Annotated in this window: 18 protein-coding genes and 1 pseudogene; 14 read left to right on the plus strand and 5 right to left on the minus strand. The window is 72.6% G+C overall.

Features of this window, described 5'->3' with window-relative positions; all coding sequences use genetic code 11:
• A pseudogene (locus ACFV9D_RS37250) lies at positions 1-646 on the plus strand (hypothetical protein); the annotation flags it as partial.
• Entirely contained in the window at positions 643-1,416 is a 774-nt protein-coding gene (locus ACFV9D_RS37255; protein WP_385156957.1) for a tetratricopeptide repeat protein, read from the plus strand. The pseudogene ACFV9D_RS37250 and the gene ACFV9D_RS37255, both read left to right, overlap by 4 nt.
• Before the next feature lie 54 nt (positions 1,417-1,470).
• Here ACFV9D_RS37255 and ACFV9D_RS37260 read toward each other — a convergent pair whose 3' ends face one another.
• Positions 1,471-2,757, minus strand: coding sequence for a DUF1015 domain-containing protein (locus ACFV9D_RS37260; RefSeq protein WP_385156959.1), 1,287 nt, complete (start codon positions 2,755-2,757; stop codon positions 1,471-1,473).
• Between the two features lie 94 nt (positions 2,758-2,851).
• Here ACFV9D_RS37260 and ACFV9D_RS37265 point away from each other — a divergent pair, with 94 nt between their 5' ends.
• The 4 genes from ACFV9D_RS37265 to ACFV9D_RS37280 all read left to right on the plus strand — a co-directional run bounded on the left by ACFV9D_RS37265 (position 2,852) and on the right by ACFV9D_RS37280 (position 7,056).
• Positions 2,852-3,919 carry an HAD hydrolase-like protein gene (locus tag ACFV9D_RS37265; protein ID WP_385156962.1) on the plus strand — a complete coding sequence of 356 codons (1,068 nt, stop codon included), beginning with the start codon at positions 2,852-2,854 and terminating at the stop codon, positions 3,917-3,919.
• 148 nt (positions 3,920-4,067) lie between these two features.
• The gene (locus ACFV9D_RS37270) at positions 4,068-5,123 is read left to right on the plus strand and encodes a FecCD family ABC transporter permease (RefSeq protein WP_385156965.1); all 1,056 of its coding nucleotides are present in this window, start codon (positions 4,068-4,070) and stop codon (positions 5,121-5,123) included.
• Positions 5,120-6,169 carry a FecCD family ABC transporter permease gene (locus tag ACFV9D_RS37275; RefSeq protein WP_385156968.1) on the plus strand — a complete coding sequence of 350 codons (1,050 nt, stop codon included), beginning with the start codon at positions 5,120-5,122 and terminating at the stop codon, positions 6,167-6,169. The genes ACFV9D_RS37270 and ACFV9D_RS37275 overlap by 4 nt, the downstream gene beginning before the upstream one ends.
• A gap of 35 nt (positions 6,170-6,204) precedes the next feature.
• Complete coding sequence (locus ACFV9D_RS37280; RefSeq protein WP_385156971.1) at positions 6,205-7,056, plus strand: ABC transporter ATP-binding protein; 852 nt, start codon at positions 6,205-6,207, stop codon at positions 7,054-7,056.
• Here ACFV9D_RS37280 and ACFV9D_RS37285 read toward each other — a convergent pair.
• Positions 7,045-7,392, minus strand: a complete 348-nt coding sequence (locus ACFV9D_RS37285; RefSeq protein ID WP_385156974.1) for an SCP2 sterol-binding domain-containing protein — start codon at positions 7,390-7,392, stop codon at positions 7,045-7,047. The genes ACFV9D_RS37280 and ACFV9D_RS37285 overlap by 12 nt on opposite strands.
• Before the next feature lie 42 nt (positions 7,393-7,434).
• Here ACFV9D_RS37285 and ACFV9D_RS37290 point away from each other — a divergent pair, with 42 nt between their 5' ends.
• The 6 genes from ACFV9D_RS37290 (at position 7,435) to ACFV9D_RS37315 (ending at position 13,527) form a co-directional block, all read left to right on the plus strand.
• Entirely contained in the window at positions 7,435-7,719 is a 285-nt protein-coding gene (locus ACFV9D_RS37290) for a hypothetical protein (protein ID WP_385156977.1), read from the plus strand.
• 7 nt (positions 7,720-7,726) lie between these two features.
• Complete coding sequence (locus ACFV9D_RS37295; RefSeq protein WP_385156980.1) at positions 7,727-8,542, plus strand: TlyA family RNA methyltransferase; 816 nt, start codon at positions 7,727-7,729, stop codon at positions 8,540-8,542.
• Positions 8,539-9,450, plus strand: a complete 912-nt coding sequence (locus ACFV9D_RS37300) for an NAD kinase (RefSeq protein WP_385156983.1) — start codon at positions 8,539-8,541, stop codon at positions 9,448-9,450. The genes ACFV9D_RS37295 and ACFV9D_RS37300 overlap by 4 nt, the downstream gene beginning before the upstream one ends.
• A gap of 135 nt (positions 9,451-9,585) precedes the next feature.
• Positions 9,586-11,304, plus strand: a complete 1,719-nt coding sequence (recN, locus tag ACFV9D_RS37305; RefSeq protein ID WP_385157020.1) for a DNA repair protein RecN — start codon at positions 9,586-9,588, stop codon at positions 11,302-11,304.
• Positions 11,305-11,583: 279 nt separating this feature from the next.
• The gene (locus ACFV9D_RS37310) at positions 11,584-12,348 is read left to right on the plus strand and encodes a hypothetical protein (RefSeq protein WP_385156986.1); all 765 of its coding nucleotides are present in this window, start codon (positions 11,584-11,586) and stop codon (positions 12,346-12,348) included.
• Positions 12,349-12,438: 90 nt separating this feature from the next.
• Positions 12,439-13,527 (plus strand): glycosyltransferase family 4 protein, encoded by a 1,089-nt coding sequence (locus tag ACFV9D_RS37315; RefSeq protein WP_385156989.1) that lies wholly within the window; start codon positions 12,439-12,441, stop codon positions 13,525-13,527.
• 91 nt (positions 13,528-13,618) lie between these two features.
• Here ACFV9D_RS37315 and ACFV9D_RS37320 read toward each other — a convergent pair whose 3' ends face one another.
• Positions 13,619-15,241 carry a PucR family transcriptional regulator gene (locus ACFV9D_RS37320; RefSeq protein ID WP_385156992.1) on the minus strand — a complete coding sequence of 541 codons (1,623 nt, stop codon included), beginning with the start codon at positions 15,239-15,241 and terminating at the stop codon, positions 13,619-13,621.
• A gap of 161 nt (positions 15,242-15,402) precedes the next feature.
• Between ACFV9D_RS37320 and ACFV9D_RS37325 the strand changes: the two genes are divergently transcribed.
• Both ACFV9D_RS37325 and ACFV9D_RS37330 read left to right on the plus strand, forming a co-directional pair.
• Positions 15,403-16,923 carry an APC family permease gene (locus tag ACFV9D_RS37325; RefSeq protein WP_385156995.1) on the plus strand — a complete coding sequence of 507 codons (1,521 nt, stop codon included), beginning with the start codon at positions 15,403-15,405 and terminating at the stop codon, positions 16,921-16,923.
• A 24-nt stretch (positions 16,924-16,947) separates the two neighbouring features.
• Positions 16,948-18,573 carry a flavin monoamine oxidase family protein gene (locus ACFV9D_RS37330; protein ID WP_385156998.1) on the plus strand — a complete coding sequence of 542 codons (1,626 nt, stop codon included), beginning with the start codon at positions 16,948-16,950 and terminating at the stop codon, positions 18,571-18,573.
• A gap of 1 nt (position 18,574) precedes the next feature.
• Here the strand turns inward: ACFV9D_RS37330 and ACFV9D_RS37335 are convergent, their stop codons facing one another.
• Both ACFV9D_RS37335 and ACFV9D_RS37340 read right to left on the minus strand, forming a co-directional pair.
• Entirely contained in the window at positions 18,575-19,957 is a 1,383-nt protein-coding gene (locus ACFV9D_RS37335) for an FAD-binding oxidoreductase (protein WP_385157001.1), read from the minus strand.
• A gap of 69 nt (positions 19,958-20,026) precedes the next feature.
• Complete coding sequence (locus tag ACFV9D_RS37340) at positions 20,027-21,829, minus strand: glycoside hydrolase family 15 protein (RefSeq protein WP_385157004.1); 1,803 nt, start codon at positions 21,827-21,829, stop codon at positions 20,027-20,029.
• Positions 21,830-22,212 lie beyond the last annotated feature (383 nt).

The raw sequence follows: 22,212 nt of genomic DNA on the forward strand, positions 1-22,212 counted from the left end.
GGCTTCCGTCGCGATGACCGGCGTGACGATCGTCCGTCGTTCCGTCGTGACGAGCGTCGCGATGAGCGGCCGGCCTTCCGTCGTGACGACCGGCGGGACGAGCGTCCGCGCGACGACCGCCGTGATGACAACCGCGGTGGTGGCTTCCGCCGTGACGACAACCGTGGCGGTGGCGGCGGCTTCCGCCGCGATGATCGCCGTGATGACACTCGTGGTGGTGGCTTCCGTCGCGATGACCGGCGTGACGATCGTCCGTCGTTCCGTCGTGACGAGCGTCGCGATGAGCGGCCGGCCTTCCGTCGTGACGACCGGCGCGATGAGCGTCCGCGCGACGACCGCCGCGACGACAGCCGCGGTGGTGGCCTCCGCCGTGACGACCGTCCCCGTGACGACCGGCGCGACGACCGCCGTGACGACCGTCCCCGTGGGCCCCGTCGTGACGACAGCCGTGGCGGTGGCTTCCGGCGTGATGACCGGCGTGACGACAGCCGCGGTGGGTACCGCGGTCGCGACGACCGGGGCGGCTACGGGCGTCGGGACGACCGTGACCGTGACCGGCCGGACCGCGCGCCCATCAAGCGGCTGCCCATCCCGGACGATGTCACCGGCGAGGAGATCGACCCGGATGTGCGCCAGGAGCTCATGAGCCTGCCCAAGGGGCTCGCCGAGGACGTCTCGCGCAACCTCGTCATGGTCGCCAACCTGATCGACGAGGACCCGGAGCAGGCGTACGCGTACTCCCGTATCGCCCTGCGGCTCGCGTCCCGCGTCGCCGCCGTTCGCGAGGCGGCCGGATTCGCCGCGTACGCGACGCAGAAGTACTCCGAGGCGCTGGCCGAGTTCCGGGCCGCGCGGCGGATGAACGGTGGTGTCGAGCTGTGGCCCGTGATGGCCGACTGCGAGCGCGGCATGGGCCGGCCCGAGCGGGCCCTCGCCATGGCCGGTGAGCCCGAGGTGCAGAAGCTGGACAAGGCCGGGCAGGTCGAGATGCGGCTCGTCGCCGCCGGTGCCCGCCGGGACATGGGGCAGCTCGACGCCGCCATCGTGACCCTGCAGAGCCCCGAGCTCGCGTCCACCGCCGTCCACCCGTGGACCGCGCGCCTGCGCTACGCCTACGCCGACGCGCTGCTCGCGGCCGGGCGTGAGGCCGAGGCCCGTGAGTGGTTCGCCAAGGCGCTGGAATCGGACAAGGACGGCGCCACGGACGCCTCCGACCGGCTCGCGGAGCTCGATGGCGTCGAGTTCGTGGACGCCATCGACGAGCTGGACGAGTCCGAGGACGTCCCGGAGACCGACGCCGTCGACGAGGCGGATGAGGCGGCCGAGACGGATGAGGTGGACGTCGCGGACGAGGGCGACGACCTCGGCGACGAGGACGAGGACGACGAGGACGACGACACGGAGCTCAAGGGCTGACGTCGTGTGAAGAAGGGCGGCACCCCCTGCGGGGTGCCGCCCTTTTTCGTGTGCTCAGTCCAGTGCCAGGCTTCTGAGCACCAGGCCCGTCGCCGGCTTCGGTCCGAAGGACGTCGACTTGCGCGGCATGGTGACGCCCTGCCGGGCCAGGTCCCGTACGACTTCCTCCCGTACCGGATGCATGAGCACCGCCGTGCCGCCGCGGCGTTCGGCCTGGGCGACGGCGGCCTCGGTGTCGTGGATGTAGCTGATGTCCTCGGGGGCGTCCGGGATGTGCCAGACGTGGTCGAGGAGCGTGGAGTGCAGGACCGTGGCGTCCAGGGTCCGCCACGCCTCGGGACGGTCCCTGCGGATCGTCCGGGCGAGCAGCTCCGGGTCGGGCCGGTCGAGGAGGTGGAAGGCGCCGTCGCCGGCCAGGAGGAAGGCGTTGCCGTCGGCCGCGGCGGACTCCAGGGACTCCAGGGCCGTCGACAACGGGCCTTCGACGCGGCGGACGCGGAAGCCGTCGCCGAGAGCCGCGAGCGCGTCCGCGACCGGGAGGCGGTTGAGGAGGCGGTGGATGGCCCGGACGCGGAGGGGGTAGCGGGCCGTGTCGATGAGGAGGACGAGGCCGTAGCTCCACGGGCTGGGCTGCGCGTGCTCCTCGCGGAGGCGCAGGTACGTCGCCCAGCGGTGGTGGCCGTCGGCGATCAGCGCCTGGTGCTCCGCGAGGCCGGCGGAGACCATCGCGAGTTCGGCGGGGTCCGTGACCGCCCAGAGGCGGTGGCTGAAGCCGTCCTCCGTGGTCGTGGCGAGCAGGGGCTCGCGCCGCACGGTGCGCTCGATGACCTCCGCCGCGCCGTTGCCGTCGCCCCGGTACGTGAGGAGCAGCGGCTCCAGGTTGGCGGCCGTGGTCCGCATGAGCGCGGCCCGGTCCTCCACCACGTGGGGCATCACGTCCTCGTGCGGGAGCACGATGCCCTCGGCTGGGGTGGAGAGTTCCAGGGCGCCGATGATGCCACGCTGGAGGATGCCGTCACCGCTCTGCTCGTACACGTACAGGGCGGGCTCGGGGTCCGGGGCGAGGACGCCGTCGGCGAGCCAGCGGTCGAGGGTGACGGCGGCCTTGCGGTGGCGGGTCCCGGCGGTGATCGCCTGCGGCAGGATCAGCCGGACGATGTTGTGGGGGTCGGCGGACTCGAGGTGGTGCAGTCCGTCGGGCCGTACGACGACGTCGTACGGCGGCGAGGTCACGGCGGCCAGGCTGCCGACCCGTTCGGGGACGTAGCGCAGTCCCCGGAACGGGACCATGTGCAGACCGTCGGTGCGGACGTCGTCGGCCGCGTGACCTGAGGTGTTCATTACGCAATCGTAAGTGGGCGGTGGCAATGGGCGATGATCGGGGGAGACGGGGAATGGCGTGATCGTTTCGCAGTGATGTGAGGAGTACGAGGTCATGGGTGACGGCGGCCAGGGTCGGCAGGGCAGGAATCGGCCGGGTGGGAGCGCGGGGGCGCTGAGCGAGGCGTACGACACGGCGCTGCTCGATCTGGACGGCGTGGTGTACGCGGGCGGGGAGGCGATCCCGTACGCGGTCGAGGCCCTGGGGGCGGCGCGGGCCGGTGGGATGCATCTCGCGTACGTCACCAACAACGCGCTGCGGACGCCGGACGCGGTGGCCGCGCATCTGACCGAGCTGGGGGTGCCGGCCGACGCGGCGGACGTCATCACGTCGGCGCAGGCGGTGGCGCGGCTGATCGCCGACGAAGTGCCCGCCGGGTCACGGGTGTTGGTGATCGGCGGGGAGGGTCTTCGGGTGGCGCTGCGCGAGCGGGGCCTGGTGCCGGTGGAATCGGCGGACGAGGACGGTCTGGCGGCGGTGGTGCAGGGCTACGGAGGGCCGGAGCTGCCGTGGGGGCGGTTCGCGGAGGCGAGTTACGCCGTGGCGCGCGGGGTGCCGTGGTACGCCTCGAACACGGACCTGACGATTCCGGGGGCGCGGGGGATCGGGCCGGGGAACGGTGCGGCGGTGGAGGTCGTACGGATCGCCACGGGCGGTGTCGTGGAGCCGAAGGTGGCGGGGAAGCCGTTGCCGCCGATGCACCGGGAGACGGTGCTGCGGACGGGGGCGGAGCGGCCGCTGGTGGTCGGGGACCGGCTGGACACGGACATCGAGGGGGCGTTCAACGGGGGCGTGGACTCGTTGCTGGTGCTGACGGGGGTGACGGACGTGGCGCAGCTGCTTGCGGCGGTGCCGGAGCACCGGCCGACCTACGTGGACGCGGACCTGCGAGGGTTGCTGGTGGGTCAGCCGGACGTGGTGGAGACCGGCGGGGGCTTCGTGTGCGGGGGGTGGACGGCGTCCGTGAGCGGGGGAGCCCTGGTGCTGGAGGGCGAGGGCGAAGGAGACGGACTGGACGCGCTCGACGGAGTGCGGGCCTTGTGCGGGGCGGCGTGGTCCGAGGCGGGGGCGGGAGCCTGCGGGTTGGACGCGGGGAAGGCGTTGGGGCGCCTGGGGTGGTGACGGGGTGCGTCCGGGGGGGGCGGCTCGGGCGGCTCGGGGGGCATGCTCGGGCTGCTCCGCTTGGAGGTGAGGCTCGGGGGCACGCTCGGGCTGCTCAGGGGGCGTACGGGGATCGAAGAGCGTTAAGAGGGTAGGCTAACCTAACTCCGTGTTGGTCGAGAGTTCCTCCCGAGCGAGCGCGGAGTCGACCGGCCCCGTCCAGACGCCGACGCGCCGGAATTCCGTGCGCGCCGTCGGGTTGGGCGTGGCCGTCGGGGTCCTGCTGCTGGTCTGTGTCCTGAGCATCATGATCGGCGCCAAACCGGTGCCGCTCGACGACGTGTGGCACGGGCTGTTCCAGAACACCGGTGTCGGAAACGACGTCATCATCCATGACGTCCGCGTCCCCCGCACCCTCCTCGGGCTGCTCGTCGGCGTCGCCCTCGGTCTCTCCGGGGCCGTGATGCAGGGCCTCACCCGTAACCCGCTGGCCGAGCCCGGCCTCCTCGGCGTCAACGCCGGGGCCGCCGCGGCCGTCGTCTCCGCGATCGCGTTCCTCGGGGTCACGGACGCCGGCGCCTACGTCTGGTTCGCGTTCGTCGGCGCCGGCGTCGTCTCCGTCGTCGTGTACGTCCTCGGTGGGAGCCGCAGCTCCACCCCCGTACGCCTCGCGCTCGCCGGAACCGCCGCCACCGCCGCGCTCTACGGCTACGTCAACGCCGTCCAGCTGCTCGACTCCGCCGCCCTGGACCGGCTCCGTTTCTGGACCGTCGGCTCGCTCGCCTCCGCCGACATGGAGACCGTGCGCCGGGTCGCGCCGTTCATCCTCGTCGGCGTCGTGCTCGCCCTGCTCATCTCTCGGCCCCTCAATGCCATGGAGATGGGCGACGACACCGCCCGCGCGCTCGGCGCCCACCTCAACCGCACCCGCGTCGTCGCCATGGCGGCCGTGACCCTGATGTGCGGCGCCGCGACCGCCGCCTGCGGGCCGATCATGTTCCTCGGGCTGATGGTCCCGTATCTCGTACGGGCCATCACCGGCCCCGACATGCGCTGGATCCTCCCCTACGCGGCCGTCCTCTCGCCCGTCCTCCTCCTCGGGTCCGACGTGATCGGCCGGCTCGTCGCCCGCCCCTCGGAGCTCCAGGTCGGCATCGTCACCGCGCTGATCGGCGGACCCGTCTTCATCCATCTCGTTCGCCGCAAGAGGATGGCCCAGCTGTGAACACCAAGGCCGCGACCGCCAGGTCGATACGGACCGGCGGGGGACTCTCCGTACGGTACGAGCCCCGTACCGCGCTCTCCGTGCTCGCGCTGCTCGTCCTCACCCTCGCCGTCGGCGTCGTCCTCATCGGCAGCGGAGACTTCCCCATCGCCCCCGGCGACGTGGTCGCCACCCTCCTCGGCGACGGCACCCCCGTCCAGGAGTTCGCCGTCATGGACCTGCGGCTGCCGCGCGTCCTCGTCGCCGTCTTCGTCGGCGCCGCGCTCGGCATCGGCGGCGCCGTCTTTCAGTCGATCTCCCGCAACTCGCTCGGCAGCCCCGACGTCATCGGCTTCGGCCAGGGCGCCACCGTCGGCGCGCTCACCGTCATCGTGCTCTTCCAGGGCAGCGCCATGGACGCCGCCGGCGGGGCCGTCGTCGGCGCCCTGATCACCGGCGCCGCGATCTACCTGCTCGCCTGGAAGCGCGGGGTCCACGGCTACCGCCTCGTCCTCGTCGGCATCGGCGCGGCCGCCATGCTCACCGCCGTCATCCACTACCTCATCACCAAGGCCAACCTGGTCGACGCGACCCGCGCCACGGTGTGGATGACCGGCTCGCTCGAGGGACGCGACTGGGAGCAGTTCTGGCCGCTGTTCGGCGTCTGCTGCGTCCTGATTCCGCTGGTCCTGGGGCACGGACGGGCGCTGCGGATGCTGGAGATGGGCGACGACGCCGCGTACGCCCTCGGAGTGAAGGTCGAGCGGACCCGCATCGTGCTGATGGGCTCCGCCGTGCTGCTCGTCGCCGTCGCCACCGCCGCCGCCGGACCCATCGTCTTCGTGTCGCTCAGCGCGCCCCAGCTGGCCCGCCGGCTGACCCGCTCGCCCGGCCCCAACCTCGGCGCCTCCGCCCTCATGGGCTCCGCGCTGCTGCTCGTCGCGGACTGGACCGCGACCAACGCCTTCGGCGACCGGCAGCTGCCCGTCGGCGTCGTCACCGGCATCCTCGGCGGCTGCTATCTGCTGTGGCTGCTCGTCACCGAACGCAAGGCGGGACGGATATGACGGAATCGAACGAGAAGAACCCCAGGAGCACCTCCATGGACCGTCGGACCCAGCGGCTCAGCGCGGAGTCGGTCACCCTCGCCTACGACCAGCGGATCATCGCCCGCGACCTGTCCGTCGCGATCCCCGACAACTCCTTCACGGTCATCGTCGGGCCCAACGCCTGCGGCAAGTCGACGCTCCTGCGGGCCCTGTCCCGGATGCTCAAGCCCTCCCAGGGGCGGGTGCTCCTCGACGGGCAGACCATCCACACCATGCCGGCCAAGAAGGTCGCCAAGACCCTCGGGCTGCTGCCCCAGTCCTCCATCGCCCCCGACGGCATCACGGTCGCCGACCTGGTGGCCCGCGGCCGCTACCCGCACCAGGGGCTGCTGCGCCAGTGGTCCGCGGAGGACGAGCGGATCGTCCAGGAGTCGATGGCCGCGACCGGCGTCGCCGAGCTGGCCGAGCGCTACGTGGACGAGCTGTCCGGCGGCCAGCGCCAGCGGGTCTGGATCGCGATGGCACTCGCCCAGCAGACCCCGCTGCTGCTGCTCGACGAGCCCACGACCTTCCTCGACATCCAGCACCAGATCGACGTCCTCGACCTGTGTGCCGAGCTGCACGAGACCCAGGGCCGCACCCTGGTCGCCGTCCTGCACGACCTGAACCACGCGGCCCGGTACGCCACCCACCTCATCGCCGTCCGCGGCGGCGAGGTGGTCGCCGAGGGCCCGCCGGCCGAGGTCGTGACGGCCGAGCTGGTGGAGCGGGTCTTCGGGCTGCGCTGCCAGGTCATCGACGACCCCGAGACGGGGACGCCGCTCGTGGTGCCCGCGGCGCGGAAGACGCGGGCCGAGAACCGGCGGACGGAGCAGGAGCCCGCGCAGCCCGCGCTACAGAAGTGAGCGAAGCTTGAGAAGATCGCGGAAGCCGGCCTCCAGCCCGACCCGGCCGGAGGCCCAGGCCTTCGCGAAGTTCAGCTCCCCGTTCACCATCGCCACCAGGTCGTCACCCGTCATCGCCAGACGGATCTGCGCCCTGGTCGGCGGCGGGCCCGCCACCGTGTCCTGGACCTCGATCCGGCCGCCCGCGAGACGGCCGGTGAACGTCGTGTCCAGATCCTTGATGTGGCAGCTCAGGGTGCGGTCGAGCGCGGCGGCGCTGCGTACCTCGCCGTCGGCTCGCATGAGATTGTCCGAAAGTTTGTCGAGTGCGCTGCGGCACTCCTCGATCGTGGCCATCGTGATCGACCGTACCCCAGGGCTTCGCGATAGCGTCGGGGCATGAGCGACGTGACGGATGTGACGCCGGACCCGGACGAGGAGGCGGCGTACGAGCCCGCCGCGCCCGCGCCGCTGGGCGTGGAGCGCGCCCCCACCGGGCGTCCCGCCGTGGACGCCCTCCTGGAGCGGCTTGCCGACGCGGACCACCTCCCGGCGGACGGACACCTGGAGGTGTACGAGGATGTACACCGTGGGCTGCGCGACGAGCTGACCTCGCTCGACGTCGTCCGCCCCGGACCGACACCGCCGACTCATCCGGCGCCGCCGAACAATCACAGGAGCTGAACCGAACGTGGCAGGAGTGGCACGCCGCCGTCTGGATGCCGAGCTGGTACGCCGCAAGCTCGCCCGCTCGCGCGAGCACGCCAGCCAGCTGATCGCCGCGGGGCGCGTGACCGTCGGCAAGACCGTGGCGACGAAGCCCGCCACCCAGGTCGAGACCGCCGCGGCCATCGTCGTCTCCCAGGACGACGCGGACCCCGACTACGTCTCGCGCGGCGGCCACAAGCTCGCCGGCGCCTTCGCCGCCTTCGTACCGCAGGGCCTGAAGGTCGAAGGACGGCGGGCCCTCGACGCGGGCGCGTCGACCGGCGGCTTCACCGACGTCCTGCTGAGGGCCGGCGCCGCGCACGTCGTCGCGGTCGACGTCGGCTACGGACAGCTCGCCTGGTCGCTGCAGAGCGACGACCGGGTCACCGTGAAGGACCGTACGAACGTGCGCGAGTTGACGCTCGAGGCGATCGACGGAACGCCGGTCGACCTCGTCGTCGGCGACCTCTCCTTCATCCCGCTCGGTCTCGTGCTGCCCGCCCTGGTGCGTTGCACCGCCCCCGACGCGGACCTCGTGCTGATGGTCAAGCCGCAGTTCGAGGTGGGCAAGGAGCGGCTCGGTACGGGGGGAGTGGTGCGCAGCACGGAGCTGCGGGCCGACGCGGTGAAGAACGTGGCGCGGCAGGCCGCCGAGCTCGGGCTCGGGGTGCTGGGCGTGACGGCCAGCCCGCTGCCCGGACCGTCCGGCAACGTCGAGTACTTTCTGTGGCTGCGGGCAGGGGCGCCCGCGCTCGATCCGGCGGATGTCGACCGCGCCGTGGCGGAGGGACCTCGTTGAGCTCAACGACAGCAGCACAGCGCACCGTTTTCCTGCTCGCGCACACCGGCCGACCGGCCGCCGTGCGCAGCGCCGAACTCGTCGTCCTCGGGCTGCTGCGCAGCGGGATCGGCGTCCGCGTCCTGGAGGCGGAGGCGGCCGACCTGCCGCTGCCGCCGTCCGTGGAGACGGTGCCGGAAGCCTGCTCCGACGCGCTGGAGGGCTGTGAGCTGCTGGTCGTCCTCGGCGGCGACGGGACGCTGCTGCGCGGCTCCGAGTTCTCCCGGGCGTCCGGCGTGCCGATGCTCGGAGTCAACCTGGGGCGCGTCGGCTTCCTCGCCGAGGCCGAGCGCGACGACCTCGACAAGGTCGTCGACCGGGTCGTCACGCGCGCCTACGAGGTCGAGGAGCGGATGACCCTCGACGTCGTCGTGTACGAGAACGGTGACGTACTGCACCGGGACTGGGCGCTGAACGAAGCCGCCGTGCAGAAGGTCTCCCCGGAACGGATGCTGGAGGTCGTCCTCGCGATCGACGGCCGGCCGGTCACCGGATTCGGCTGCGACGGGGTGATCTGCGCGACCCCCACGGGCTCGACGGCGTACGCCTTCTCGGCGGGCGGACCGGTGATCTGGCCCGAGGTCGAGGCGCTGCTGATGGTCCCGATCGGGGCCCACGCGCTGTTCGCGAAGCCGCTCGTGACGACGCCGGAATCGGTGCTCACCGTGGAGGTCGAGCCGCACACCCCGCACGGGGTGCTGTGGTGCGACGGACGGCGGACGGTGGAACTCCCGTCGGGCGCACGGGTGGAGGTGCGGCGCGGGGAGGTTCCCGTACGGCTGGCGAGGCTGCACCACGCCTCGTTCACGGACCGTCTGGTGGCGAAGTTCGCCCTGCCGGTCTCGGGGTGGCGCGGCGCGCCGCACTGAGGCGCGGGGCGGCCCCTGGCCACCCACCCCCACGGGTGACAACCGCCTCCCCGACCTGTGTGTTCGTACCGTTCCGGCAGGGGCCGTCGCACAGCCGGGCCTCGACCTCGTAAGGTCTTCCCCGTGCTGGAGGAGATGCGGATACGGTCGCTCGGGGTCATCGACGACGCTGTTGTCGAGCTGTCGCCCGGTTTCACCGCGGTGACGGGTGAGACCGGTGCGGGCAAGACCATGGTCGTGACGAGCCTGGGGCTGCTGCTCGGCGGACGCGCCGACCCGGCCCTGGTGCGGATCGGCGCGGGCTCGGCCGTCGTCGAGGGGCGGATCACGCTGCCCGCGGGGGCGGGAGCCGCCGCACGGGCGGCGGAGGCGGGCGCCGAGCTCGACGACGGCGCGCTGCTCGTCAGCCGGACGATCTCGGCCGAGGGGCGCTCGCGCGCCCATCTCGGCGGGCGCTCCGTGCCCGTGGGCCTGCTCGCCGAGCTCGCCGACGAACTCGTCGCCGTGCACGGCCAGACCGACCAGCAGGGCCTGCTCAAGCCGGCCCGCCAGCGCGGGGCCCTGGACCGCTACGCGGGCGACGCGGTCGCCGTACCGCTCGCCGCGTACGGGGAGGCCTACCGGCGGCTGCGGGCCGTCGTCGCCGAGCTCGACGAGATCACCACGCGTGCGCGGGAGCGGGCCCAGGAGGCCGATCTGCTGCGCTTCGGACTCGGCGAGATCGAGGCCGTCGAGCCGCGGGCCGGGGAGGACACCGAGCTGGCCGCGGAGGCGGAGCGGCTCGGGCACGCCGAGGCCCTCGCCTCCGCCGCCGCCCTGGCGCACGCGGCGCTCGCCGGGCAGCCCGAGGACCCGGAGGCCGTCGACGCGACGACCCTGGTCGCGGGCGCGGGGCGGGCACTGGAAGCCGTACGGTCGCACGATCCGGCGCTCGCCGCGCTCGCGGACCGGATGGGGGAGATCTCCATCCTGCTCGCCGACGTGGCCGGCGAGCTGGCCGGATACGCCGACAACCTGGACGCCGACCCGCGCCGGCTCGCGGCCGTCGAGGAGCGGCGCGCGGCGCTGACCCAGCTCACCCGGAAGTACGGCGCGGACGTCTCCGCCGTCCTCGCCTGGGCACAGGAGAGCGCGGCCCGGCTCACCGAGCTGGAGGGCGACGACGACCGGATCGGCGAGCTGACGGCCGAGCGGGACGCGCTGCGGACCGAACTGTCGGCGCTCGCGCAGGCGCTCACCGACGCCCGTACGGAGGCGGCGGCGCGGTTCGCCGACGCCGTCACCGCCGAACTGGCCTCGCTGGCCATGCCTCACGCGCGCGTGTCGTTCGACATCCGGCAGACCGAGGATCCCGAGGGCGTCGAGGTCGGCGGCCGGACCGTGGCGTACGGGCCTGCCGGCGCCGACGAGGTGGAGCTGCTGCTCGCCCCGCACCCGGGCGCGCCGCCGCGGCCGATCGCGAAGGGCGCGTCCGGTGGTGAGCTGTCCCGGGTGATGCTGGCCGTCGAGGTCGTCTTCGCCGGTGTGGACCCCGTGCCGACGTACCTCTTCGACGAGGTCGACGCGGGCGTCGGCGGCAAGGCGGCCGTGGAGATCGGCCGCCGCCTCGCCAAACTCGCCAAGTCCGCGCAGGTCGTGGTCGTCACGCACCTGCCGCAGGTCGCGGCGTTCGCCGACCGGCAGCTGCTGGTGGAGAAGACGAACGACGGGTCCGTGACCCGGTCCGGCGTCACCGTCCTTGAGGGCGAGGACCGGGTCCGCGAACTGTCGCGGATGCTGGCCGGCCAGGAGGACTCGGAGACGGCACGGGCGCACGCGGAGGAGCTCCTGGCGACGGCACGGGCGGACGCCTGACGGGTGGCGGGCACCGGCCTGACGGCGGGCGGCCGGGCGGGACGGAGGGCGTCGGCTTGACGACCGGAACTGGCGAGCCGCCTGCGGGGGCAAGGCGCTTCGCCCTGAGCCGCCAACGAGCCCGGGCTGCGGGCCCTCGGTCGCTGGGCGGCCGCCGTGGTGCGAGGGGCGGTTGCGGCTCAGTTCCGGCCGTACGGCTCCCGGCCGGTGACGAGCGCTCCGCCCGGCATCGGACGACCCGCTCCTCTCCGGCGGCGTTCGCCCGCCTAGGCTGGGGCCGTGATCGGGAAGCTGGGCAGGGTCGGGGCGTTCGTGGTGGCCGCGGGTGTGAGTCGGGCCGTGTATGCCGGGTTGCGGCGTCGGGATGACGAGGGGTGGCGGCGGGAGAACCGCGCCGGGCGGAGCGTCGATCTGTACGCCGGGCCCGCGACCGCCGTCGGGACCGCGCTGGCCGTCGCGAGCGCAGCGAGAGGGGGGTCCGCCCGGCCGAAGCCTGGGGGAGGGCCGGCCGCCTTCGCCGTCCTCGCCGCCGGCGCCTGCGGGGCGTACGACGATCTGCGCGGTGACGAGCGGCGCGGGTTCCGGGCGCACCTCGGGGCCCTGCGCCGGGGCGAGGTCACCAGCGGCGCCGTGAAGCTCCTCGGGATCGGCGCGGCCGGCCTCGTGGCCGGGGCGCTGCTGAAGGAGCGTCCGGTGGACAAGGTCCTGGCGGGTGTCGTGATCGCGGGGACCGCGCATTTCGTCAACCTCGTGGACGTGGCCCCCGGACGCGCCGCGTTGACGGTACTGGCGCTCGGCGCGCCCGGACTGCTGCGCGGTTCGCTCGCCGCCGCGCCGATGGGCGCCGCGGCCGCCGTCCTCGCCGACGACCTCGGTGAGCGCACGATGCTCGGTGACACGGGCGCGCACGCGCTCGGCGCGGCCGTCGGCAGCGCGATCGCCGCCGGGAACGGGCGGTTCGGACTCGCCGTCCACGCGGCGGGGCTCATCGCCGCGGCGGCGTACGGAGAGCAGCTGAGCGCCCCCGCGCGCTCACCCATGTGAGTGATCCCGCCCGGCGAGTTGAGGGCGCGAACCCAGGAACGACGCGGCTTCGGTGCCGGAACGTGCGTACGGGCTGGCATCCTTGGGCCCGTGACACAGCTCCGTACGGTCCAAGTGCTGGGCGGCGGCAGCGCGGGCAGCAGCGCTCACGTCAGATCACTTGCCTCGGGGCTGGTGGCGAGGGGCGTGCGGGTGACCGTGTGCGCCCCGGCCGAACTCGACCGCGCCTACGACTTCATCGGCGCCGGCGCGCACTTCGTGCCCGTCCCGCGCCGCAACGACCCCGCGACGGTCGCCGCGCTCCGTAATGCCTGCATCGGCGCGGACGTCGTGCACGCGCACGGGCTGCACGCCTCGGTGCGGGCGATGCTCGCGCTGTCGGGTGGCGTACGGGCGACGCCGTCGCTCGTGACGACCTGGCACACCCGTAACCATGTGGAGGGTGCGCGGGGCGGGCTGTTGCGGCTGCTCGAGCGAAGGACCGTGCGGGCGGCGGCCGTTGTCCTCGGCACCTCCTCCGAACTCGTCGACCGCGCGCGGCGGCGCGGCGCGCGGGACGCCCGGCTCGCGCCGGTGACGGTGCCCGCGTCGCGGGCGCCGGTCTGTCTGCACGACGGGAAAGCGCGGGCGGAACTGGGTGCGGTGGACCGGCCGTTGCTGATGGCGGTCGGCGCGCTGGTCCCCGAGCGCGGATACGGGATGCTGCTCGACGCGGCGCGGGTGTGGCGGGAACTGGACCCGCAGCCGCTCCTTGTGATCGCGGGGGAGGGGCGGGAGCGGGCGGCGCTGCAGCGGCGGATCGAGGCCGAGGGCCTGGCGGTCCGGCTGATCGGCAGCCGGGACGACGTGGCGGAGCTGCTGGCCGCGGCGGACGTGGCGGTCCTGACGTCCCGGTGGGAGGCACGCTCGCCGCTGGCGCAGGAGGCGCTGCGGCTCGGTGTTCCGCTGGTCGCGACGGCGGTGGGCGGGGTGCCGGAACTGGTGGGGAACGCGGCGGAGTTGGTGCCGTGGGGGGACGCGGAGGCGCTGGCGGAGGCAGTGCGGGGGTTGCTGGCGGACGTGGACCGGCGGATGGACCTGGCGGCGGCGGGGCGGGTGCAGGCGGGCACGTGGCCGACGGAGGACGAGACGATCGCGCACGTCTTGAGCGTGTACGACGAGCTGTCGGACCGCCGCTGACGCTGTGGGGCGGGGGGATCTCCCCCACCCCACCCTCCCCCAGACTCCGTCCGGGGGGACCCCCCTCCCGAAACTCTGACGAGACCGGGGGCTACGGCGTGTGGCGCCTCGCGCGCAGGGCAAGCGAGAGGGCCAGGACTGTTTGGGGGTCGTCCAGGTCCGTGCCGAGGAGTTCGGAGATGCGGGCCAGGCGGTTGTAGAGCGTCTGGCGGTTCAGGTGGAGCTCCCTTGCCGTCTCCGCCTTGCGGCCCGCGTGGGCCAGGTACGTCTCCAGGGTCGGGAGCAGCGGCGGGCGGGAGGTGCGGTCGTGGTCCCGCAGGGGGCCGATCGCGCGGTCCACGAAGGCCGCCAGGTCCGGGTGTTCCCGTAGGCGCCACAGCAGCAGGTCGATGTCCAGGCGTCGCGCGTCGTACCAGGGGCGGTCCGAGAGGCCCTGGGCCGCCGTCGCCGTCTCGCCCGCGTGCCGCAGGGACGCCGACGCCGCCGCCCAGCCGCCCGCGACGCCCACCACGACCACCGGCGGGTTGACGCCCGCGCGTTCCAGACCCGCCCGCTCCACGCCCGCCCGCAGCGCCGCCGCGACCCGGTCCGCCACCGCCGTACGCTCCGATTCCGAGCGCAGGCCGAGGAGGAGCGGCACACGGCCCTCCACCGGGCGGACACCCAGCAGGACCGGGACGCCCACCGACGACAGCTCCTCCAGGACCGCCCTCGCCAGCAGCGCCCAATTTCCGGAAGGGGACAGTTCCGAAGCCAGGCGCATCACCACCGGCAGCAGCGGGCCGTCGCCGGGGCGGAAGCCGAGGACACGCGCCTGCGCCGGCGCGTCCTCCGCCGTGATCCGCCCCTCCGCCAGGTCCGTCAGGAAGTCGCCCCGGCCCCGCGCCGCCAGCTCCTCCTCCTGCCTGGCCTGCATCAGGACGACGGCGAGGATGCCCGCCGCTCGTTCCGCCGCCATGCGGTGCACCAAGGAGAGCGGGCCCGAGACCGACAGCAGCACCAGGCGGGCGCGTACGGAACCCGTGCCCGGGCCGCCGCCCGGCACGTCCACCAGCACCGAACCCACCGGCGGGCCCGACTCCCGCGCCGCCCGCTGGCCCCGCAGCCCGTCCCACACCTGGAGGGGGTCCGCCGGGCCCGACTCCGTCCCCGCCGCGTACAGCAGCTGGCCGTCCGCCGTCTCCAGGAAGACCGGGTTCGCCGTGAAGTCGGCCAGGATCCGCAGCACCTGCGGCACCCCGCCCCCGCCGAGCAGCGCCTCCGTGCACTGCCGGTGGACCTCCTCCGCCTGCCGCAGCAGCGCGTAGTGGCCGTTCACGATCTCGGTGTGGATCTCCTCCGTGACCGCGACGAACGGCACCTCGCGGTGCAGCTGCACCAGCGGAAGTCCCGCCGAGCGCGCCGTCTCCACGATCGTGGCCGGCAGGCGGGAGAAGCGGGGGCCCAGCTCCACGACCAGTGCCGCGATGCCCCGGTCCGCCAGCCGGCGTACGAAGGCACGCTGCTCCGCCGGGCGCGTACCGAGACCGAGCCCCGTCGTGAGCAGCAGCTCGCCGCCCTTGAGCAGCGACGCGATGTTCGGGACCTCGCCCGCGTGCACCCAGCGCACCGTGCGGTTCAACCGGTCCGCGCCGGCGACCACCTCGGGGAGCCCGCTGCGGAGTCCGGGCAGCTCCAGCGCCCGCTGCACGGTGATCCCGCCCTGATTGTCCATGGAGCCGGACGCTACCGCCGTACATGTTTCGGCAACATCACCCGACGGTCACGGGACCCGACAGTTCGTCCATCTCGTTGACAACTCGTCGCCCCGTCAGGCCAATTGTGCGACCGCATGTCGATTGTGGCGTACGTCACGCAGGAGGATCCTCTCCGGCCATGGCAGAGAACCCCACCCCCGAGGTGCAGCGCCTCAAAGCGAACTCGGTCGGCCTCGTCGGCGTGGTCTTCATGGCCGTCGCCACCGCGGCCCCGATCACCGCGATGACCGGCAACCTCCCCATCGCCGTCGGTTTCGGCAACGGCACCGGCGCACCCGCCGGCTACCTCTTCGCGACCCTCGTCCTGACCGTCTTCTCCGTCGGCTATGTGGCCATGGCCAAGCGGATCACCGCCGCCGGCGCCTTCTACGGATACATCTCGCACGGCCTCGGCCGGATCGCCGGCATGGCCTCCGGCATGCTCGCCGTCCTCGCGTACATCGTCTTCGAGGCCTCGATCGTCGGCGTCTTCGCCTACTTCACCAAGACGACGGTCGCCGACCAGCTCGGTGTCGACCTGCCGTGGGTCGTGTACGCGGCGGCGATGCTCGCCGTGACCGCCGTCCTCGCGTACTTCGACATCAACCTCACCGCCAAGGCGCTCGGTGTGATGCTCATCGCCGAGATCGCGGTCCTGTTCGCCGTCGCCACCGCCGTCCTGATCGCCGGCGGCGGCCCCGACGGCATCCCCGTCGCGCCCATCAACCCCAAGAACGCCTTCACCGGCACCTCCGCCGGCCTCGGCCTCTTCTTCGCCTTCTGGTCCTGGGTCGGCTTCGAGTCGACCGCGATGTACGGCGAGGAGTCCCGCGACCCCAAGCGCGTCATCCCCCGCGCCACCCTCATCTCCGTCGTCGGTGTCGGTCTCTTCTACATCTACGTCTCCTGGATGACCATCGCGGGCAACGGGCTCGGTGGGTCCGTGAAGCTCTCGTCGTCCGCCGCGCCCCTCGACCTCTTCTTCGCGCCCACCCAGTCCTTCATCGGCGCCTGGGCCGTCGACGCCTTCCAGTGGCTGCTGCTCACCGGCTCCTTCGCCTGCGGCATGGCGTTCCACCAGTGCGCCTCCCGCTACCTCTACGCCATCGGCCGCGAGGGCTTCCTCCACCCGGCCCTCGGCCGTACGCACCCCAGGCACGGCTCCCCGTACATCGCCTCCTACGTCCAGAGCGCCATCGCGGTCGTGCTGGTCGGCGCCTTCTGGCTCACCGGCCAGGACCCGTACATCCACCTCTACACGCTGCTCGCGATCCTCGGCACGATGGCGATCCTCATCGTCCAGACCCTCTGCTCGTTCGCCGTCATCGGCTACTTCCGCAAGAACCATCCCGAGGACCGGCACTGGTTCAAGACGCTCACCGCGCCACTGCTCGGTGGCATCGGCATGACCGCCGTGGTCGTCCTGCTGATCATGAACATGGAGACCGCCGCGGGGCTCGCCGCCGACTCCCTCCTCTTCAAGGCGATCCCGTGGATCGTCGGAGCGGTCTTCTTCGGCGGCCTCGGCCTCGGCTTCTACCTCAAGGCCAGACAGCCCGAGCGCTACGAGATCATCGGCCGGATCGTCCTGGAGGACGCGACCGAGCGCGACGACGACGAACAGACCGCCCCCGCTCCCGCCGCCGTACCGCAGAGCTGACACCCACCCCTTCCAGGAGCGCCCATGGCACGCACGAATCCGATGCACCTCCTGAACCGCCTCGCCGCCGAGCACGCCGACGCCCGACGGCTGAACCTCCCCGTCGACGAGTTGAGGGGGATGAGGTCCGACCCGATCGGCCGCCGCTCCCTCCTCAAGTACGCCGCCGCGGCCGGGATCGCCGTCTCCGCGGGCACCGCCGTCGCCCGGCCCGCGGTGGCACGGGCCGTGACCCCCGCCCGCGTCGCCGTCGTCGGCGCCGGCATCTCGGGTCTCACCGCCGCTCTCACCCTCCAGGACGCGGGCGTGAAACCGACGCTGTACGAGGCCGATCCCGCTCGCGTCGGCGGCCGCATGTGGACCCAGCGGAGCCACTGGGCGTACGGGCAGACCTCCGAGATCGGCGGCGAGCTGATCGACACCAGCCACAAGAAGATCCTGGAGCTCTGCCGCCGCTTCGACCTGCCCACGGAGGACTTCCTCGGCGGCGGCCCCAACGGCGCCGAGGAGGTCCTCTGGTTCAACGGCACGTACTACCCGCGCCACCAGGCCGACGAGGACTTCAACGCCGTCTACCAGTCGCTGCGCCGGGACCTGTCCGAGGCGGGGGAGGTCATGTGGAACCAGTCCACCCCCACCGGCACCGCCCTCGACAACATGTCCATCCACGAGTGGATCGAGTCCAGGGTCCCCGGCGGCCACGCCTCGCCGCTCGGCCGCTTCATCGACGTCGCGTACAACGTCGAGTACGGCGCCGACACCACCGAACAGTCCTCGCTCGCCCTCGTCCTGCTCATGGGCTACCAGACCAATCCGGGCCACTTCAACATCTGGGGCCTGTCCAACGAGCGCTACCACATCACCGGCGGCAACGACCGGCTGCCGAACGCCATCGCGGCCGCCCTCGCCCCCGGCACCCTGCGCCAGGGCTGGTCCCTGACCGCCGTACGCGCCAACGCGGACGGCACGCAGACCCTGACCTTCACCGAGGCCGGCGCCACCCGCACCGTCACCGCCGACCACACCGTCCTGTGCCTGCCGCTGCCGATCCTCAAGCAGCTCGACCTCACCCAGGCCGGGTTCGACCCGCTGATGAAGAACCTGCTGCGGGATGCCCGGATGGGCCACTGCACCAAGCTCAACATGCAGTTCGGCACCCGTCCCTGGCGCGGCACCGGCGCCTGGCCCGGCGTCTCGGCCGGTGACTGCTTCACCGACACCGAGGTCCAGCAGACCTGGGACACCACCAAGATCCAAGGCGGTACGGGAGGCATCCTCATCCAGTACGGCGGCGGCAGCCTCGCCAAGTCCCTGGCACCGGCCGGGCCGTTCTCCACCGAGTCCGACCCGTACGTACGGAGTCTGGTGACCCGGTACCTGAGCGGCATCGACGCCTTCTTCCCCGGCACCTCACAGGCGTACACCGGCCGCGCCCAGCTCTCCGCCTGGCACCGCAACCCGTACGCACTGGGCGCGTACTCCTGCTGGCCGGTCGGCTATCTGCACCGGTACGCCGGGTACGAGGGCACCGCCCAGGGCAACGTCCACATCGGCGGCGAGCACTGCAGCTACGACTTCCAGGGCTTCATGGAAGGCGGCGCCACCGAGGGCGAGCGCGCCGCGCGGGAGGTGATCGCCGCCCTGAGGTGAGTCACGCGGCCGGTGTGATGTTGTGGTTGAAGCGGAAGACGTTGTCGGGGTCGTACGCGGCCTTGACGGCGGCGAGCCTGCGGTAGTTCTCGGCACCGAAGCCCGCGACGACCCGCTCCTCGCCCTCGGAGCCGATGAAGTTGAGATACACGGCCCCGGTCGACCACGGCCTCACATCGGCCCGCACGTCCCGTACCCACTGCCTCGCCCGCTCGTCGTCGGCCGGGTTCTCCCAGGTCGCGAAGGGGTGAACGGCCCAGGGCGCGGTGCGCCACGCGATCGGGTGGTCGGCCGGCCCGGCCGCCACCGCGCCACCCATCATGAACAGCACGTGCTGGCTGGCGGTGGGGAGGGGGATCTTCGAGGCGCGCTCGCAGTAGAGGTCCACCGCCGCGTCGGGGAACTCCCGCAGATACTCCGCCGACCAGTAGTTCCGCAGCCCCGGCGGGTCGTCGAGCATGCACTGGAGATCCACGTACGGAAGGTCCATCACCATCTCGATCACGGGCTCCAGCGCGAACAACGGTGCCGAGAGCTCGCGGACCTCGGCGACCGGCCCGGCGTACGTGAACAGCGTGCCGCAGACCAGCTTGCCGACGAGGTGCTCGGGGACGAACGGCTCGGGCGGCGCGGGGAAGTAGATGACCCCGCCGCCCACCTCGTCCGGGGCGGACTCGCCCAGGTCCCGGAAGGTGCGCACCACCTCGGCGGCCTTCTCGGGCAGGAAGAAGAGCATCGCGATGCTCATCTGCGGCAGCTCGTGCAGCCGCAGGGTGAGCGAGGTCGCCACGCCGAAGTTCCCGCCGCCGCCGTGCAGCGCCCAGAACAGCTCCGGGTTCTCCTCCGCGTCCGTGTGCACGTGCTTGCCCTCGGCGGTGATCAGCTCGGCGGCGAGGAGGTTGTCGCAGGCGAGCCCGAACTTCCGCTCCAGCCAGCCCGATCCGCCGCCCAGGGTGAAGCCGCCGACTCCGGTGGTGGACACCCGCCCGCCCGTCGTCGCGACGTGGAACGGCTGGCAGGCGTGGTCCAGATGGCTCATCAACGCGCCGCCCTCGACCCGTACCGTCATGTTCTCGGGGTCGGCGACGACGGCGTGCATCCGGCGCAGATCGACGACCAGCGCACCGTCGATCACGGAGGTACCGGCGACGCTGTGACCGCCACCGCGCACCGCGATGGGCAGTTCCGCCTCGCGGCCGAAGAGGACCGCGTTGGACACGTCCGCCGGGGTCGCGCACTGGGCGATCACGGCCGGACGCCGGTCGATCATGCCGTTGTGGATGGCGCGGGCCTCGTCGTAGCCCGGACCGCCGGGGAGGTACACCTCGCCGGCCAGATCCTCGACCAGTCCGGCCAGGGCGCTTTCGGACACGTGGGGAGCCACGAGAGTGCCCCCCTTTCCTCGGGGGGACAGGACCCTCTCAGCGTATTCCGGTACGCGGCTCCCCGCGCCTCAACCGCCGTACGCGCCGCTCGCCGTCAGCCGCAGCGCCGTGTCGATCAGCGGCACGTGGCTGAACGCCTGCGGGAAGTTGCCCACCTGCCGCTGCAGCCGCGGGTCCCACTCCTCCGCGAGCAGACCCAGGTCGTTGCGGAGCGAGAGCAGCCGCTCGAAGAGCTTGCGGGCCTCGTCCACGCGCCCGATCATCGCCAGGTCGTCGGCCATCCAGAACGAGCACGCGAGGAACGCGCCCTCGTCGCCCTCCAGGCCGTCCACACCGGCCTCCTCGCCGGCGGTCGGGTAGCGCAGGATGAAGCCGTCCTCGGTGGACAGCTCCCGCTGGATCGCCTCGATCGTGCCGATGACCCGCTTGTCGTCCGGCGGCAGGAACCCCATCTGCGGAATCAGCAGCAGCGAGGCGTCCAGCTCCTTGGAGCCGTACGACTGCGTGAAGGTGTTCCGATCCTTGTCGTAGCCCTTCTCGCAGACGTCCCGATGGATGTCGTCGCGCAGCTCGCGCCAGCGCTCCAGCGGGCCGTCGGCGTCCCCGGACTCGATGAGCTTGATCGTGCGGTCGACCGCCACCCAGGCCATGACCTTGGAGTGCACGAAGTGGCGGCGCGGGCCGCGCACCTCCCAGATGCCCTCGTCGGGCTGGTCCCAGTGCGTCTCCAGGTACCGGATGAGCTTGAGCTGGAGCAGCGAGGCGTAGTCGTTGCGGGACAGGCCCGTCATATGGGCCAGGTGCAGGGCCTCGGTGACCTCGCCGTACACGTCCAGCTGGAGCTGGTTGGCCGCCCCGTTGCCCACCCGGACCGGGCCCGAGTTCTCGTACCCCGGCAGCCAGTCCAGCTCGGCCTCTCCGAGCTCCCTCTCGCCCGCGATCCCGTACATGATCTGCAGGTTCTCCGGGTCGCCCGCGACCGCGCGGAGCAGCCAGTCCCGCCAGGCCCGGGCTTCTTCGCGGTAGCCGGTGCGCAGCATCGAGGACAGGGTGATCGCCGCGTCGCGCAGCCAGGTGTAGCGGTAGTCCCAGTTCCGTACGCCGCCGATCTCCTCCGGCAGCGAGGTGGTCGGCGCCGCGACGATGCCGCCCGTCGGCGCGTACGTCAGCGCCTTGAGCGTGATCAGCGAGCGGACCACGGCCTCCCGGTACGGGCCGTGGTACGTGCAGTGCTCCACCCACTCCCGCCAGAAGTCGACGGTCGCCTCCAGCGAACCCTCCGGGTCCGGCAGCGGCGGCGCCTCCTTGTGAGAGGGCTGCCAGCTCAGTGTGAACGTGACCCGGTCGCCGGGGGTGACGGTGAACTCGGAGTACGTCGTGAGGTCCTTGCCGTGCGTCTCGGCGTCCATGTCCAGCCACACCGAATCGGGGCCGGCGACGGCGACCGTGCGGTCCCCGACCTTGTGGACCCACGGCACCACACGTCCGTAGCTGAACCGCATCCGCAGCGCGGAACGCATCTGCACCCGACCGGACACGCCCTCCACGATCCGGATCAGCTGCGGCGCGCCGTCTCGCGGGGGCATGAAATCGGTCACCCGGACGGTGCCGCGCGGGGTGTCCCACTCGGATTCCAGGATGAGCGAGTCGCCGCGGTACCGGCGTCGGTCGGCGGGCGCGGGGGCCGCGCCGTTCGGTCCGGCGGGCCCGACCCGCCAGAACCCGTGCTCCTCTGTGCCGAGGAGCCCCGCGAAGACGGCATGCGAATCGAAGCGGGGGAGGCAGAGCCAGTCGACACTGCCGTCCCGGCAGACCAGGGCAGCCGTCTGCATGTCTCCGATGAGTGCGTAATCCTCGATGCGCCCGGCCACGTGCTCTCTCCAGTCGAACGGCCACGTCCGCCCCGCAGGGCGCTTGCTCAGGTCAGCGGTCAACTGATGTTGACGATCGGCGGCGAGTGTCCGAGCAGGATACGACGCAGAGCAGCCCTCACTTGTAACGCCATTGCGCCGATCGGGTGAGCACGGCTTGACGCCGCGACGACCCGGTGCGGCCGTACGCCGGAGCGGCATGTCGCCGTCCGTGTGCACCCGACTGCCCCGTGTGGCCGGAAGCGGTCTCCCGTTGTCGCTGATACCCTGGTACCCCGTGGACCGGTGGGAAACGGCGACAGCCGAGCCCCCGCAACCGCAGCGACGGCACCCCCCGATTCTCCCGGAGGGAACGCCGGAACGCACCTCCAGAACGCGACCAC

It is taken from the genome of Streptomyces sp. NPDC059875 (genome assembly GCF_042731085.1).
In the GTDB taxonomy this organism is placed as follows: domain Bacteria; phylum Actinomycetota; class Actinomycetes; order Streptomycetales; family Streptomycetaceae; genus Streptomyces.

Coding starts and splice junctions, on each gene's coding strand:
- ACFV9D_RS37255 (WP_385156957.1), top strand. CDS start 643: ATGAGCCTGCCCAAGGGGCTCGCCGAGGACGTCTCGCGCAACCTCGTC.
- ACFV9D_RS37260 (WP_385156959.1), bottom strand. CDS start 2,757: ATGAACACCTCAGGTCACGCGGCCGACGACGTCCGCACCGACGGTCTG.
- ACFV9D_RS37265 (WP_385156962.1), top strand. CDS start 2,852: ATGGGTGACGGCGGCCAGGGTCGGCAGGGCAGGAATCGGCCGGGTGGG.
- ACFV9D_RS37280 (WP_385156971.1), top strand. CDS start 6,205: ATGGACCGTCGGACCCAGCGGCTCAGCGCGGAGTCGGTCACCCTCGCC.
- ACFV9D_RS37285 (WP_385156974.1), bottom strand. CDS start 7,392: ATGGCCACGATCGAGGAGTGCCGCAGCGCACTCGACAAACTTTCGGAC.
- ACFV9D_RS37290 (WP_385156977.1), top strand. CDS start 7,435: ATGAGCGACGTGACGGATGTGACGCCGGACCCGGACGAGGAGGCGGCG.
- recN (WP_385157020.1), top strand. CDS start 9,586: ATGCGGATACGGTCGCTCGGGGTCATCGACGACGCTGTTGTCGAGCTG.
- ACFV9D_RS37320 (WP_385156992.1), bottom strand. CDS start 15,241: ATGGACAATCAGGGCGGGATCACCGTGCAGCGGGCGCTGGAGCTGCCC.
- ACFV9D_RS37325 (WP_385156995.1), top strand. CDS start 15,403: ATGGCAGAGAACCCCACCCCCGAGGTGCAGCGCCTCAAAGCGAACTCG.
- ACFV9D_RS37330 (WP_385156998.1), top strand. CDS start 16,948: ATGGCACGCACGAATCCGATGCACCTCCTGAACCGCCTCGCCGCCGAG.